Here is a 15,081-nt window from a genome sequence, read left to right as displayed (position 1 = left end):
ATTTGGATCAACATGCTGTTTTCTGCGTGGGTTGAGCGTTTTTTTGTGAAATCAATGTTTAAAATGCCGTATGCCGGTAAACACCATTGCTATATCATTGGCGTTGGCAAACTCGATGATCTCCTTATCGCGGATGGAACCTCCTGGTTGAATGACCGCCGAAATGCCGGCATTAGCAGCCAATTCGAGGGTGTCAGGAAAAGGAATAAAGGCATCAGAGGCCATGACGGCTCCTTCTGTATCAAAACCGAATTGCTCAGCTTGCCAGAGACCAATGCGAGCGCTCATGACACGGCTGCTTTGTCCAGCTCCAATGCCAATGGTGGTTAAAGACTTGGCATACACTATCGCGTTGGATTTAACATGTTTCACCGCTTGCCAGGCAAAAAGCAAATCTTTTAGCTGATTATCCGTTGGTCGCTTGAGCGTAACGGTTTGCAGTTCATTCAGGGATATATCCAGAGCATCATGTTCTTGCACAAGCAGACCCCCGCTCACTTGTCGTAAATCAAGGCAGAACTCCTGGTTTTGGGGAAAGGAACCGGTTTGAAGAACGCGGATTTTGTCTTTTTGCTTGAATACAGCCAAGGCCTCCGGATGAATTTCGGGAGCAATAATGACTTCAACAAATTGTTTGTCAAGAATGGCGGCAGCTGTATCAGCGGTTAACGTTTGATTAAAAGCAATAATTCCACCAAAAGCGGAAGTGGAGTCTGCTTGAAAAGCACGGAGATAGGCGTTTATAGTATCATTGCTTGTGGCAATGCCACAGGGGTTGGCATGTTTGACAATAACACAGGTGGCTTTATCCCTGGAGAAACTTTTCACACAATTTAAAGCGGCATCGGCATCCAGCAAATTATTGTAGGATAACTCCTTACCTTGCAGTAATTCTGCTCCTGCCAATGAGCCAGGGGGTGAATTTTTATCGGTGTAAAAAATCGCCTGTTGATGAGGATTCTCCCCATAACGTAAATCTGTTTCCTTTTTTATAAACTGGCGAGTCATAATGGATGGAAAATTACTGGGTTTATAGTGCTCATCAAGTGTTCCTAAATAATTAGAAATGGCCGCATCATAAGCCGCAGTGTGAGCAAAAGCTTTTTTAGCCAAATGAAAGGCCCAGTTGGCCGGTACCTTTTGAGAATGAAGATATTTCATCAATTCCTTATAATCTTCTGGAGAGACGATGACATAAGTATGAGCGTGATTTTTGGCAGCGGAACGAATCATGGTAGGCCCGCCAATATCAATATTTTCTATAGCGCGGTTAAAATTGCAATTCGGGTTGCTGATCACTTGTTCAAATGGATACAGGTTGACAATGACCAGATCAATCGCTTGCAATCCATGTTGAGCAAGGATCTCGCTATCCTGCGAGCCACGGGCCAATATGCCTGCGTGAATGGCTGGATGCAAAGTTTTTACCCGCCCATCAAGTATTTCCGGAAAGCCGGTGTAATCACTGACCTCAGTGACAGACAATCCTTTTTTTCTCAGTAGAGCAGCCGTGTTGCCAGTAGCAATGATTTCAATGTCTTGCTCTTGCAGTTGTTTTGCCAGTTTTACAATATTTTTTTTGTCCGATACGCTGATTAAGGCTCGCTTAGGGCAAAAGGGGATGGTTGTTTTTTTAGCCATATTTTATTTGTATTCCGGGGTGAATCGGACGAAAGGTAGCATAAATTTGGGAATCTGACAAAAAATAGCAGCTTCTTTTTTTCTTAAATTCACAGACAAATTTTTTATTAACCCCCCGTTCGAAGTTTTAGTGCATTTGTTAGATGTCAATATTTGCCGGATGTGCTGGTTATGACCGTTTAAATACCAATAATACCCATTCATCTATAATAAAACGCTCTTGGAACGTAAAGTGCGGTTGATAAACACGGATTAATTCTTCTGCCTGCTCTTTTAAAATCCCTGACACCACTAAACATCCATTTTCTTTTGTTAACTGATAAAAACGTTCTCTTAAATCCAGTAATGGGGCTAACAATATATTGGCAATAAGGATTTCACAACTGGTGTGCAACTCTTGTGGTTTTGAGATTCTGAGCTTGCTTTCAGAAATCTGGTTTGTTTGGGCATTATTTTGGGTTGCCAACAGTGCCTGCTCATCAATGTCTACGGCATACACCTGTTTTGCTCCAAGTTTAACAGCGGCTAATGCCAGTATTCCTGATCCGCAGCCATAATCAATTAAACATTTCTGGTTTAAGGAGGCCTGCTCCAGCCAGGTTAGACATAAAGCAGTGGTTGGGTGGGTACCGGTACCAAAAGCAAGTCCTGGGTCAAGAAACAGATTGACAGCTTCGGGGTCAGGAGGGGTGTGCCAACTGGGACAGATCCATAAGCTTTGGCCAAATTGGCGAGGCTTGAAGGTATCCATCCAGACTCTCTGCCAATCTTTTTCTGGGATTAATTCAATGTTGAAAGATAAAAAAGGATATTGTCTAGCTACTTGCTTCTTATTTTTCTCGGCCTCTTCCATTTGTTCAAACAAAGCTTGAATAATGACTTCCGGCCATAAAGGTGTAGTACCAGGCGCAGGTTCCAGAACAGGATCATCATTTTTATCCGTAAGGGTAACGGATAAAGCGCCCTGAGCTTCGAGCAGATCAGATAGCTCTTCAACCAGCGCTTCATCCTTGCACTCAATATTTAATTGATACCACACTGCATTCATTCCTTTAGCATTTTTTCAAGATAATGAATATTGGTTCCACCCTCGATGAACGATTTGTCTTTGATGATTTGCTGGTGTAATTCAATATTGGTTTTGATCCCCTCAATAATGATTTCATCCATCGCATTCTGCATTCTTGTTATAGCTTCCCGACGTGTTTTTCCATAGCTTATTAATTTACCAATCATTGAATCATAATTGGGGGGAACGGTATAACTGCTGTAGATATGAGAGTCAAAGCGGATACCAGGACCTCCCGGTTGATGTAATAATTTGATGGTTCCCGGAGAAGGAATGAACGTTTTAGGATCTTCGGCGTTGATGCGACATTCAATGGCATGACCTTGAATTCGGATGTCATCCTGTGTCCAGTTAAACGGTAGCTCGCTGGCTATTTTTATCTGTTCTTTGATGAGGTCAATGCCGGTAATCATCTCTGTAACCGGATGCTCCACCTGAATGCGGGTGTTCATTTCAATAAAATAAAAGCAGCCGTCCTGATACAGGAATTCAAAGGTTCCCGCTCCGCGGTAGTTGAGCTCGCGGCATGCATTGATCACCTTTTCACCAACTTCCTGCCTTAATTCTTCTGTGATTCCTGGTGCGGGCGCTTCTTCCACCACTTTCTGATGGCGCCTTTGCATTGAGCAGTCACGCTCAGCCAAATGAATGGCGTTTCCTCTACCGTCACCCAGTACCTGAAATTCAATGTGTCGAGGGTTTTCAAGGAATTTTTCCATGTAGACCATGGAATTGTTGAAGGCGGCTTTTGCTTCACTGCGAGTTAAGGCAATTGCATTAAGAAGATTGGCCTCAGTATGGACAACACGCATTCCACGGCCGCCACCTCCTCCTGCGGCTTTAATAATGACAGGATAACCAATTTTTCGCCCTAACTGTAGATTTAAATCATCGTTATCAGATAAAGGGCCATCGGAGCCAGGAACACAAGGCACACCGGCTTTTTTCATGGCGTTAATGGCGGAAACCTTATCTCCCATCAAGCGTATAGTATCGCCGCGTGGGCCAATGAAACGAAAACCACTTTGTTCCACAATATCAGCAAAATCGGCATTTTCTGCCAAAAAACCATAGCCAGGATGGATTGCGACGGCATCGGTGATCTCTGCTGCCGAAATGATGGCAGGAATGTTTAAATAGCTTTTTTGAGCGGGGGCTGGACCAATGCAAACGGTTTCATCAGCCAGCCGTACGTGCAGCAGATCCTTGTCCACGTCAGAATGAACAGCGACGGTTTGAATACCGAGTTCCTTACAGGCCCGTAAAATACGCAGAGCAATCTCACCACGGTTGGCGATGACTATTTTACTTAACATACTACACTCCCCTCTCATTCAATGATAAACAAGGGTTGATCGTATTCTACCGGCTCACCATTATTGACCAGGATAGCGGTGACGACGCCGGCCCGATCCGCTTCAATTTCGTTAAACATTTTCATGGCTTCAACGATACAGAGAGTGTCACCTACTTTAACCGACTGGCCTACGCTAACAAACGGCGGTGCGTCTGGCGATGGCGAAGTATACATTGTCCCCACCATGGGAGAGCGCACTTTATGTCCTTCCTTTTCTGAGGTGGAAGGTTGCGGTGGGACCTCGACTTGCGCAGGAGATGCAGGAGGAGGTGTTTGCGGTATTGCTGTTGGAGCAAGTGTGCTGGAAGGATAATAATGATAACGTGTTTCTTGAGGGCTGACATGGTTGTGGCGACTGAGACGTACAGACTCTTCACCTTCCTTGATTTCTATCTCTGAAATTCCTGTTTCTTCTAATAGTTCAATTAATTTTCTAATCTTACGAATATCCATGGATAAAATCTCTCTCTATTTGAGTTCGTCAATAACATGTTGTAAAGCAAGGAAATAGCCTTTAACACCTAATCCACAAATCACCCCTTGGGCAATATCTGAAAAATAAGAATGTTGTCGAAAGGTTTCCCGACCATATATATTGGTGATATGCACTTCGATGAAAGGAACATTGACACATTGCAATGCATCCCGCAGCGCAATACTTGTGTGTGTAAAGGCAGCTGGATTAAAAATAATGTATTGGATATCCTCATCTTCGCCGGTTTCATGGATAAAATCAATGAGTTGACTTTCGCTGTTGCTTTGTTTGCAGATGAGTCTCACACTTTCTTTTTCCGCCTCCTTTTGAAGCGCCTCTGTCAGGTCTGTCAGTGAGGTGAGGCCATAAAGCAGAGGCTCTCGAGTGCCAAGGAGGTTTAAACTCGGACCATTCAGAAGAAGTATTTTTTTCATGAAAGTTGCCTTTATTTATTTTGCGGTGAATTTTGCCTGAACTGAGCATAAAAGTCTATATATTAAGAGGATCTCCGCAAGTTCACGGCAGTTGCCTTCATTTTTATATAGGGACATCAACTTTGAACAGGCCAGAATATGATAATAGCTCTCTTTCGAGATTTTACCGCAGAGAAGAATGGTGTTTGCCATACAGTATTCGAATCCTCATGTATCTTTTCGCACATCTCTCTGCATTAAATTTTAAAAGAGAGTTAATGGCGATGTTCTGATGCAGGGGATTATGTTATTGTTTTTTATATTCGACTTTGTGAAAAATTTGCGAATCCCCATGGTCAAGCTACGGGGATTCGTAAGCGGAAAAAATTCACAGCAGAGTGATAATCAAAGCCTATTTATTCAGGATAATTTATGACCAAGACCTACATTACCGATGTGACGTTAAGGGATGCTCATCAGTGTCTGATTGCTACGCGTATGCGCACGGAAGACATGTTGCCGATATGTAAGAAAATGGATGCCGTCGGCTTTTGGGCAATGGAAGTATGGGGAGGAGCAACATTTGATGCTTGTTTGCGCTATTTAAAAGAAGATCCATGGGTGAGGCTGCGGCAATTACGCAAGGCTTTACCCAATACGCGTTTGTCCATGTTGTTAAGAGGACAGAATCTTTTAGGCTATCGTCATTACGCCGATGATGTGGTTCGTGCTTTTATTCATCTTGCAGCAAAAAACGGTATTGATGTGTTCAGAGTATTTGATGCCTTGAATGATGTAAGAAATCTACAGGTTTCTATAGAAGCGGTTAAAAAAAATAAATGCCATGCGCAGGGAACCATTTGTTATACCATAAGCCCGGTACATACGACCGAACGCTTCGTTGAGTTGGGAAAAGCATTGAAAGATTTAGGTTGTGACAGCATTGCCATTAAAGATATGGCCGGATTATTGACGCCTAAAGTCGCTGTAGATTTGTTTAAAGCTTTATCAAAGGCCACACAGCTACCCATTCACTTGCATAGTCATTCCACTTCCGGGCTGGCAAGCACCTGTCTTTATGAGGCGGCTCTAGCTGGGTGTCAACATATTGATACGGCTATCTCTTCCTTTTCAGGGGGAGCATCACATCCTGCTACCGAAGCTTTGGTGGCCGCCTTGGCAGACACCGCTTATGATACTGAACTTGATTTGAATTTATTAATGGAGATCGGGGATTATTTTAAAGAGGTGCGCAAGAAATATCAGCAATTTGAAAGTGAGGCCCAGTATATTGATTCTCGCGTGCAGGTATACCAGGTTCCAGGAGGTATGATTTCCAATCTTTACAATCAGCTAAAAGAACAGCAGGCTTTGGATAAAATAGATGCTGTACATGACGAAATACCGCGTGTTCGCAAGGATCTGGGATATCCACCTTTGGTGACACCGACTTCCCAGGTGGTAGGAACCCAGGCGGTTATGAATGTATTGACCGGAGAACGGTACAAAACCATTACTAATGAAGTTAAATTGTATTGTCAAGGCAAATATGGTGCTGCTCCAGGTAAAATCAGTCCCTCCTTGCGCAAGAAAGCGATTGGACGAACGGAGGTAATTGATGTTCGTCCAGCGGATTTATTGTCTAATGAATTAAATAAACTTCGTAAAGACATTGCTGATTTGGCTGAATCAGATGAGGACGTGTTGACTTATGCCATGTTCCCCGAAATTGGCCACCAGTTTTTGGAGCAGCGTAAAAACAATACACTTGTACCGGAACCTTTGCTGACGCGCGCAGCGGTTGATGAGCGTTCAAAATTATCCGAATTTGATATCAGTGTGCACGGTGAGAATTACCATATCCAGATTGCCGGTTTTGGTGAGCGGGCTCCTGGACAGCGTGCTTGTTTTCTGTGGGTGGATGGTGTTCCCGAGGAAGTGATTGTGGAGCATGGAGCAGTGGAAAATGAGCCTGAGTCAAAGCAGAAACCAAAGCCAAATCAGGCCGGGGATATTACGGTTGCCATGCCGGGAACGATCGTTTCTGTGGACGTTAAGACAGGTGATAAAATAAAGAAAGGACAGGGCTTGCTGGTATTGGAAGCCATGAAAATGGAAACGGAAATTCAGGCTCCTTCTGCTGGAAAGATAAAAGAAGTTCTGTGTGAAAAAGGGGATAAAGTTACACCTGAACAGGTTTTGATTCGCATGGATTTGGAATAAGGCGATAAAGACTTTATGACCAAATCCCGCAATACGCATATGACGTTTTGGTCGCCTTCTTTATGTTCAGATCCAAACAGCCTGAATTTTAAAGAAACTTATCGATGCATGGCTTACATCTTTACATTGATAAGCTCTAAAAACTGATTGACAATCGGGGAGTGTAAACCTTTATTCATTTTGCTATCAATATTAATAATAAAACGATCTTTTAAATCATAAACCCTAAAAAATATCATTCCTTTTTCCTCTAAGGCGACAAAACTGCTCGATTTTTCCCAATCAATGTATTTGTTCTGAATGCAATCTTCGTCGGTTCGATAATTGATATAGGTATACTGAAGCCAATAGGGTAGTTCAGCACGATGTACATAATATTTATGAGCAATGTCGTTACTCCAGAATTTAATGAGAGCTTCATAACTCATATGTCTGAAATTAACATCCAGTTTTTGTTTAATTATTGAAGCAAGCTCATTGATGTTTTTGGTGCTCTCACCATCAATAAATACAGGTAATGAAAAGGCAATGTTGGTCATCAGCTCTTTCAGCTTAATTCCAGGTAGATAGCGATTTGACATACTTGAGTAAATCAAGAGCTTTTTGAAGCCGGAAAATCCAGACATTACCATGTAAAAAACCAAGAGCAATATACTGCTGTTAGGCAGCATATTGAGTTGATAATGGGTAATAAATGCATTGAATTTTTTTTTGGATAAGATGAAAAATGTATTTTTATCAACCAGATTTGAGTCAAACAAATGACTGAGAGGGCTATACTCCTGTTTACGTATATTCTGAGCGAGAGCTAATAATTCTTCAATATTGACATCTTTGGTGAATTTTAATTGATGAAGCCGGTTTAAATAGTATATTTCTTCTGCCGGTGAAAGTTGTTTTGACTTAACCTGTTCATTATCTTCGTACCTTAAAAATAATTCTTCTCTTAGCTGTAAGGCTGACCAACCATCCAAAGCAATGTGATGATAGGCCATAATCAAGTAATAACGTTTACCTTTTTTTTGAATATAAAAATTAACCAATCGCTCAGAGTGTACGGAAGTAATGAGTCTTTTATCAATACGGGACATCGTGAACCATTTATGCTTTAGCTCAAAGTTTGCAGGTTTAAGAGAGCGGACAAAATAATAGTTACCGTCCTTCTCCTCCAGATGACAACATAGCATAAAATGATTATCAATCATTTCTTTTATTGCAAATTGCAGCCTCGGGATATTAATATTTTCAGCCAAACAAAAATAGGAGATAAAATATCGACGACTTTGGTGGTGGCTTTTTTCTCCTTTGATTTGTTTTGCAAAGCTTATTTCCTGCACTTTGTTTAGCTTGACTTTCCCCTCACCAGGCTCATCCTCGATGATAGGGTTGCATAGTTTTTCAGGAATTTGGCCAATGGTACATTCTTCATTGAGAAGCGATGAAGGTAACCATTTGCCGGTATCTTGAAAAATTCTCTCCCCCATCTCTATATAGTCGATGGATTCCATTCCCAGATCCACTAATCGACAATTAAGATCCACATTTCCATTCGGGAAAAACTTCTTAAAAAATGAAAAAAAATCAAGATTTGATTCCTTGTCTAAATGTTTTTTTAAGGCTTGATGATTAATTTTTCCGGTATCCGTTTGTGGAAGTTGCTTCATCAACATATAGTTATCAGGATGCATATAAGAGGGGAAGAAATTTTTAAACAGAAGCTTTAATTTCTCAATAAAAAGAGCTCTGTTCTCGTAAGGATACTCAATAAACAGGTTTATTTTTTCCTTGTCATCATCAAACAAGGTTGTACAGAGATAATTGGGAAAATGTTCTTGAATGAAGGCCTCAATTTGCTTTAAATGAATCAAATGCCCATATCGTTTGATCAAGTCCTGGCTTCGACCGCAAAAATATAACTTTCCTTTTCGACATTGAACAAGATCATTTGATTTGAAAAATCGTTTATTATCTTTTATCAAAAAAAATTCGGTATTTAACTTTGGGTCAAGATAAGCCGTTGCCAGATTGCCACTGATGAGCAAACGGAAGTAGTTATCCGTCTTTCGCAGTAATTGAAAATCCGAGTTTGCCCTAAGCTTACCCAAAAACAGCCCCTCTTCTCTGGTCAGCGGGGCTTTGATATGATGATAAAAAGGCACCAGGTATTCTGTCGCACCATATAGATTAAAAAACTGGACTTCAGCATTAATGATGTAAAACCAATCATTGATGTCACCGACATCAATTGCTTCACCGCTAAGAAAAATCAATCTTATGCATCGATAAGCTTCAATGTCCTTTTGCTGCTTTATTTCTATAAGCAGTTTTTTAAACAGTCCTGGAGTTGTGCTTAAGATTCTACATTGGTACCTGGCAATTTTTTCTCTGTATTCGGCAAAAACAGAATGAACACGCGCTTTAGGAATAACCAAGGTCATATCAGAGAAAAAAGGTAAAAAAAGAGGTCTTAATGAGGCAATGAAAGGGAGTTTTGTGGTAAATAAATAGCTATCCTTGGTTGAGAAATGAAATGTTTCTATACTCCAAAGAAGGTACTTGTATATAACATCATAATGATAATGAACGACTTTAGGCAGCGCCGTGGTTCCGGAGGTAAACAGCAACATGCCTGGTAGAATATTCATGGTTTTGTTTTGACTGATTTTTACGTAATCAAAGCCCAGGGTGTCGTTGCTGCATAAATGCAATGTGTCCCAATTTTTTGCAAGAGCAGATTGAACCAGAAGCAACTCTGCCTGTGTCATATCAAGATACTTTTTTATCGCCAGTGGCGGAGTACTGCTGTGAATGGGAATATAAACACGATGGCTGATAATCAAGGCATAAATTAAACATAGGCAATCTATGCCTGGTTCACTCATTAGCATAACAACTCTAACATCCAACGCATCCAGCCACTGACAATAAGCCAGAACTTTTTCTAGAATTTGTTTTTTATTGAATTGTTCTTCATCAATGACCGTGAAATCAGAGTCTTGATTCAATCTTTCCCATAGCGCCAAACTCAGGGAATGTTCAGGTTTATCCTCAATCATGTAAGTTATTTTTTCGTTTTAGCAGGGTTAACAGTAACTCCCTTTTGCCTTCATGCGGTCTTTTTGCATGCATACATCTTAGGTTATCGACGAGCAGGATATCATCTTTTTGCCATGTAAAAGGCGTAGTACAATCTCTTATAGCCTGGTGCACTTCTTCTATCTCAGATATTGAAAAGTTTGAACCGTCTTCCCAGTAGGCTGTGCAAGGTAAGAAGGACTGTTTTTTCATGATAACGCTTGCTGGAAATTTATAGTTTTTAACAAAGAGATCCCTATAGAAGTGGTAATGAGTATTCATGTGTGAAACATGATTAAACCACATAGGCTCATGCGTAAAAGGGTGAACGCGATAGGCGGGTAATTTTATCCCTGCAGACAAATTTCCGTTTTTTTGTTTCCATTGAAAATGAAAGCCTTCACGCTTTAAAATCATTTCAACAGCTTTAGAATCCATTGTTTTAAATCTAAATTGCCAGCTGTAGGTTTTGAGAGGGGGGGCTAACCATCTTAAAAACCTGTAGGAAAGAGAATCGCCAAAGAAGTGCCATTTATAATAAATTTTATGTGTTGCAAATTTTTGTTTGAGTTGTTCAGGTAAGCATTGCCAGAGCTTTAAATTGTCAGTTAATGGCGTTTGCCCACCGAGCCTGGCTGCCTCTTTGCTATAAAAACAAATGTAATCCGGATAATGCCCCGAATGTGCTTTTTCGCTATGCGGTGTAATGGATGACAAGGGGGATGCAAAGGGTGAGGTGACTACTCCCTTGGCAACTTCTTGATCGTATCTGAAGCCAAAATCATAGTTAAATAATTCCCCCAGTTCAGCGACCTGGATGAGTTGTTGAAATTTTTCTGTATTTACAGCTTTAAATCCCCGAAAGCAAACGGCACCGTATGTATTCAATAATTCAAGCAGTTCTTGAGGGGATTGCTTTATCTCATTTATTAAATGATCAATATCCGCTTCCTGACTTGATACGGGTTGGATAATAATTGGAAAATTCTTATTTTTATCGAAGTTGTTAAATAAGCGATTCATTTCCGGTTCATCATTAATCTGAGTTAAGTTTACGAATATTTAAAATATATGGTGTGGTGTAGTAGATATACTCACCGCCAAACTGACTCTCACTTTCATGTAGAAAATACTTGAGCATATGTTCCAACATGATTTCAGATGTATTTTCATCTATTTGCCGCATGTAAGGCGCGGCTTTAAAAAATGCTTTTAAGATATCTAAAGAGGGTAATTTAATTTGTAATCGTTGTCGAGAAAATGAATAGTCAGAAAAAGGAAGTTGCTTTAGCCGGGTTTCAATGAAAATTTTTACAGCTTGTCTTTTTTCTATCGCACGTTTTGCAAATGCCTGGATATTTGGATATTCGTCTAAAGAATAGAGTGATGTTATGGCATTAGGGAGGGTTCCCTCATAAGAGGAATAAAACAGTGCAAAAATTTCACCTTCTTTTTTTAGTACGCGATATAACTGCTGTGTTGCCAACTTAATATCTGTCCAATGCAAACACCAGAAGGATAGAATGTTATCAAACGGGCCTAATTTTAGCTCTGAGTGAACATCTGCCTGGAGATAAGAAATATTAGGATGCAGGTTATGTGTTTTTGCATATTCAATCATGTTCTTGCTGCTATCAATTGCAGTAAAAGAACAGTTGGAAAATTTATTTGCCAGTTTGCAGGTATACTCCCCTTGACCACAGCCAACATCCAGTATGTGATTTCCTGGTAGAATATTTTCTATTTTTGGCAGGATGAGATCATTTAAATGACTCTGAATAAAAGAGCCTTTCGAGTATTTCTGCGCACACCATTTATCTTTATTCATAAATTACTGGTACTTTTTTCATTCTTGCTTAAAAAATGAGATTTACCAAAAAGGGGGTTAATTACAAATAAGATCCTTTGCTCATAACTTCGTTTTCGTCTGTACTGTATTTATTTTATAGCATATTTTCACTCATTTGTTGTTAGCTGCCTAAAAAAGTCGCTCAGAGTTCATCCATACTCGCAGGTTTTTTCATCCACATGTCTGCAGTTCAATTAAAGGTAATTTTTTTACAAAAAGCGGGCATTTTAGTTTGCTTTGCCACTTTTTTAAAAAAAGATTTTAAAAAAGAAAAAACTGTGCTAGGTTGTTTTGAGTTTGGAAAGTTGTTATCAAATTGTATCGGGGTATCCGGTAAATTTCGTTTGGACCTGGCTAACAACATGAACATTTCTGGATGATTTGTTTGTGCGTATAATTAAGGAGTTTTAGTTCATGCACCCTAATTTTTATTTATCACCTCTGGCGGCTGCTTTGGCAGTTGGCCTGGCTTCACCGGCAAAAGCTGCTGAGCCTGTAAATCTGAGACATTCTTCAATGAATTCAGTTCTTAAGACATTTCAACTGGCTCTGCCCGGAATGAAACAGACTTCAACGGTTTCAGCAAACTCGCTACATGCCATCACCCAGCATACCGATAAAAATCAGGTTACTCATGTCCGTATGCAGCAACATTATGCCGGGATTCCGGTTTTTGGTGGTTATGCAATTACTCACAGTAAACACAGCACTAAATCACTCGCGGCAGCCAAAGCAGATGTAACCATGAACGGTACCATTTATCGGGGATTATCCGAAGAGTTAGGTCATCCTTCCTCTGCTTTTATTAAAGAGGCTCCTGAAGTGCTGGAGCGTTTTAAAGAAAGCTATAAAGCTCATCAGCTTAGTGAGGAAAAAGTAACCCCTATGGTCTATATCGATGAGCAGCATAAAGCACATTGGGCATATAAGGTCAGTGTATTGGTGCATTACAGCGATAAAATTCCTGAAAGACCAACTGCTATTCTGGATGCGAAGACCGAAAAGCCGTTTATTCAGTGGAATGATGTCAAGACAGAGCGTGCCAAGGTGAAAGGCAAGGGTTTTGGCGGTAATCATAAAACAGGTGAGTACCAATTCGGTAAAGATTATCCACTACTGGATCTGACACGTGATGATAGCCAGGAAATCTGCTACATGGAAAACACGGATGTTAAAGTGGTTGACATGGGACATGATTATAGCTCTTCCAATAAACCCATGGAATTCAGCTGTAAGTCAAACCAAATGACACAACAGGGCGATTCTGTAGCTTATTGGACAGGTTATAAAGCAGACGGTTATGATGCCTATAATGGTGCGATGTCCCCGACCAACGATGCCTTATACGCCGGTTATGTCATCAAACACCTGTACCATGATTGGTATGGTGTTGAAGCGTTGAAAAAGAATGATGGCTCTCCTATGCAGCTTGTTATGCGTGTTCATTATGGTTTCAATTATGAAAATGCCTATTGGGATGGTAAACAGATGACCTTTGGCGATGGCGGTTCAATGTTGTATCCACTTGTCTCCTTAGGGGTTGGTAGCCATGAGATAAGCCATGGATTTACTGAGCAGCATTCTGATTTAATGTATTTTGGCCAGTCAGGCGGAATGAATGAATCCTTCTCAGACATGGCGGCTCAGGCTGCGGAATATTATTCCACGGGCCATAATACCTGGCAAATTGGTCCTGAAATCATGAAAGAGGACAGTGGTTGGGAAGCCTTACGTTATATGGATCAACCCAGTAAAGACGGAATGTCTATTGACAGGGCCGATCAATATTACGGTGGCCTGGATGTGCATTATTCCAGTGGTGTATATAACCATCTTTATTATCTTTTGGCCCACCAGCCTGGTTGGGATGCCCGTAAGGCTTTTGATGTGATGGTAAAAGCCAATATGGATTACTGGACACCCTATACAGATTTCGATGAAGGTGGTTGCGGGGTCATCAGCGCGGCGCAAGACTTAGGCTATCCCGTGAAGGATGTTATTCAATCTCTTGAAGAAGTGGCTATTAATACTTCTTCTTGCCTAAAAACACAGTAATTGCTTTTAACCGACATTCCGTACCCAGGTACGAAATGTCGGTTTAAAATCCAATATTTGTATTAAAGATTTTGATAAAAACTCAGCAGCCGTTTTGCAACCCCTTGTGGTTTTTCCATATGAATATGATGTCCGCCTTTTAACTGGTGTGTCTGCAACTGTTTTACCACTTTCATTCTTGTCTCCATGGTTTCCAGATTAAAAGAATAACCTTCGCTAGCCCATATAAGACAGGTTTTTACAATGATTGCTTTAAGACAAGAAAGAACTTGCTCTTCTGTCATGCGTAAGGGCGAAGGGATAAGGAGACGGCGATCGTGCTGCCAATAATATAAATGATTTTCTTTTTTTATACCTCGTTTGCAAAGTATTCTGGCTGCCTCTATCGATACATGTCCGCGCTTTGCGCGTGCTTCGGCGGCTTTTTCTACACTCTTATAGCCTCTCACAGGCTTTTTATCCGTTAAGATTTGATGCTTTATGTAATCACTTAATTGTATATTCGCTGTGTCGGGGGAAGAAGTAAAAGGACCTAAACCTTCAATTAAACTTAAAGATAATATTTTATCCGCTGCGACGCCTCCTGCAAGACTTGCAAGACAGGCCCCCATGGAATGCCCAAGCAGATGGATTTTTTCAAAACCAAGAGCATTGATGATATTGACCACAGCAAAAATACCATCGATGAAATGGTAGTGGCAGCCTTCTGCCAAGTGCGAAGACATGCCGTGTCCTGGCAAATCAACGGCAATTAGGTAAAATTTTTTCTCCAAAAAAGGCGCAAGTTTGTCAAATGTGTTAGCATTATCCAACCAGCCATGCAAAGCAAGGACGGGCGGACTTTCAGGACTGCCCCAGCTTTTACAAGCTATGGTCAAACCAGGTATGGTGAGATTAAATTCTTTCATGGTTTTATATTTATTT

12 protein-coding genes are annotated in these 15,081 nt (G+C 40.8%); 3 read left to right on the top strand and 9 right to left on the bottom strand.

The window, feature by feature from the left end; translation table 11 throughout:
• Nucleotides 1-51 precede the first annotated feature (51 nt).
• The 5 genes from purH to aroQ all read right to left on the bottom strand — a co-directional run bounded on the left by purH (nt 52) and on the right by aroQ (nt 4,976).
• Complete coding sequence (gene purH / locus E4T55_RS05565; protein ID WP_058502914.1) at nt 52-1,641, bottom strand: bifunctional phosphoribosylaminoimidazolecarboxamide formyltransferase/IMP cyclohydrolase; 1,590 nt, start codon at nt 1,639-1,641, stop codon at nt 52-54.
• A gap of 169 nt (nt 1,642-1,810) precedes the next feature.
• Complete coding sequence (prmA, locus tag E4T55_RS05560; RefSeq protein WP_058502980.1) at nt 1,811-2,680, bottom strand: 50S ribosomal protein L11 methyltransferase; 870 nt, start codon at nt 2,678-2,680, stop codon at nt 1,811-1,813.
• Nucleotides 2,681-2,685: 5 nt separating this feature from the next.
• Nucleotides 2,686-4,026, bottom strand: a complete 1,341-nt coding sequence (accC, locus tag E4T55_RS05555; protein WP_058502915.1) for an acetyl-CoA carboxylase biotin carboxylase subunit — start codon at nt 4,024-4,026, stop codon at nt 2,686-2,688.
• Between the two features lie 14 nt (nt 4,027-4,040).
• Nucleotides 4,041-4,520 carry an acetyl-CoA carboxylase biotin carboxyl carrier protein gene (gene accB / locus E4T55_RS05550; RefSeq protein ID WP_058502916.1) on the bottom strand — a complete coding sequence of 160 codons (480 nt, stop codon included), beginning with the start codon at nt 4,518-4,520 and terminating at the stop codon, nt 4,041-4,043.
• 15 nt (nt 4,521-4,535) lie between these two features.
• Entirely contained in the window at nt 4,536-4,976 is a 441-nt protein-coding gene (gene aroQ, locus E4T55_RS05545; RefSeq protein WP_058502917.1) for a type II 3-dehydroquinate dehydratase, read from the bottom strand.
• A gap of 411 nt (nt 4,977-5,387) precedes the next feature.
• On the opposite strand from aroQ, the gene oadA reads away from it, so the two are divergent.
• Entirely contained in the window at nt 5,388-7,178 is a 1,791-nt protein-coding gene (gene oadA, locus E4T55_RS05540; protein WP_058502918.1) for a sodium-extruding oxaloacetate decarboxylase subunit alpha, read from the top strand.
• Between the two features lie 113 nt (nt 7,179-7,291).
• On the opposite strand, the gene E4T55_RS05535 is transcribed toward oadA, so the two are convergent.
• The 3 genes from E4T55_RS05535 to E4T55_RS05525 are packed head-to-tail and all read right to left on the bottom strand — an operon-like array spanning nt 7,292 to nt 12,081.
• The gene (locus E4T55_RS05535) at nt 7,292-10,234 is read right to left on the bottom strand and encodes an AMP-binding protein (protein WP_058502919.1); all 2,943 of its coding nucleotides are present in this window, start codon (nt 10,232-10,234) and stop codon (nt 7,292-7,294) included.
• Complete coding sequence (locus tag E4T55_RS05530) at nt 10,227-11,276, bottom strand: TauD/TfdA family dioxygenase (protein ID WP_058502920.1); 1,050 nt, start codon at nt 11,274-11,276, stop codon at nt 10,227-10,229. Before E4T55_RS05530 ends, E4T55_RS05535 begins: the two co-directional genes overlap by 8 nt.
• Nucleotides 11,277-11,289: 13 nt before the next feature.
• A complete protein-coding gene (locus tag E4T55_RS05525) occupies nt 11,290-12,081 on the bottom strand; it encodes a class I SAM-dependent methyltransferase (protein ID WP_058502921.1) in 792 nt (263 codons plus the stop codon).
• A 200-nt stretch (nt 12,082-12,281) separates the two neighbouring features.
• Between E4T55_RS05525 and E4T55_RS05520 the strand changes: the two genes are divergently transcribed.
• Both E4T55_RS05520 and proA read left to right on the top strand, forming a co-directional pair.
• Nucleotides 12,282-12,482 (top strand): hypothetical protein, encoded by a 201-nt coding sequence (locus E4T55_RS05520; RefSeq protein WP_058502922.1) that lies wholly within the window; start codon nt 12,282-12,284, stop codon nt 12,480-12,482.
• Nucleotides 12,483-12,516: 34 nt separating this feature from the next.
• Complete coding sequence (gene proA / locus E4T55_RS05515; protein ID WP_058502923.1) at nt 12,517-14,157, top strand: zinc metalloprotease ProA; 1,641 nt, start codon at nt 12,517-12,519, stop codon at nt 14,155-14,157.
• Between the two features lie 62 nt (nt 14,158-14,219).
• Here the strand turns inward: proA and E4T55_RS05510 are convergent, their stop codons facing one another.
• Complete coding sequence (locus tag E4T55_RS05510; RefSeq protein WP_058502924.1) at nt 14,220-15,065, bottom strand: alpha/beta fold hydrolase; 846 nt, start codon at nt 15,063-15,065, stop codon at nt 14,220-14,222.
• Nucleotides 15,066-15,081: the final 16 nt, after the last annotated feature.

This window comes from Legionella israelensis, assembly GCF_004571175.1.
Lineage (GTDB): Bacteria > Pseudomonadota > Gammaproteobacteria > Legionellales > Legionellaceae > Legionella_D > Legionella_D israelensis.
The sequence above is the reverse complement of the archived record's forward strand: the minus strand, read 5'-3'. Positions and strand labels throughout refer to the sequence as shown.

Excerpts from the sequence above, each read along its gene's own strand:
- proA (WP_058502923.1), top strand. The coding sequence starts at position 12,517 with ATGCACCCTAATTTTTATTTATCACCTCTGGCGGCTGCTTTGGCAGTT.
- accC (WP_058502915.1), bottom strand. The coding sequence starts at position 4,026 with ATGTTAAGTAAAATAGTCATCGCCAACCGTGGTGAGATTGCTCTGCGT.
- purH (WP_058502914.1), bottom strand. The coding sequence starts at position 1,641 with ATGGCTAAAAAAACAACCATCCCCTTTTGCCCTAAGCGAGCCTTAATC.
- E4T55_RS05530 (WP_058502920.1), bottom strand. The coding sequence starts at position 11,276 with ATGAATCGCTTATTTAACAACTTCGATAAAAATAAGAATTTTCCAATT.
- accB (WP_058502916.1), bottom strand. The coding sequence starts at position 4,520 with ATGGATATTCGTAAGATTAGAAAATTAATTGAACTATTAGAAGAAACA.
- E4T55_RS05525 (WP_058502921.1), bottom strand. The coding sequence starts at position 12,081 with ATGAATAAAGATAAATGGTGTGCGCAGAAATACTCGAAAGGCTCTTTT.
- E4T55_RS05535 (WP_058502919.1), bottom strand. The coding sequence starts at position 10,234 with ATGATTGAGGATAAACCTGAACATTCCCTGAGTTTGGCGCTATGGGAA.
- oadA (WP_058502918.1), top strand. The coding sequence starts at position 5,388 with ATGACCAAGACCTACATTACCGATGTGACGTTAAGGGATGCTCATCAG.
- E4T55_RS05520 (WP_058502922.1), top strand. The coding sequence starts at position 12,282 with ATGTCTGCAGTTCAATTAAAGGTAATTTTTTTACAAAAAGCGGGCATT.
- E4T55_RS05510 (WP_058502924.1), bottom strand. The coding sequence starts at position 15,065 with ATGAAAGAATTTAATCTCACCATACCTGGTTTGACCATAGCTTGTAAA.
- aroQ (WP_058502917.1), bottom strand. The coding sequence starts at position 4,976 with ATGAAAAAAATACTTCTTCTGAATGGTCCGAGTTTAAACCTCCTTGGC.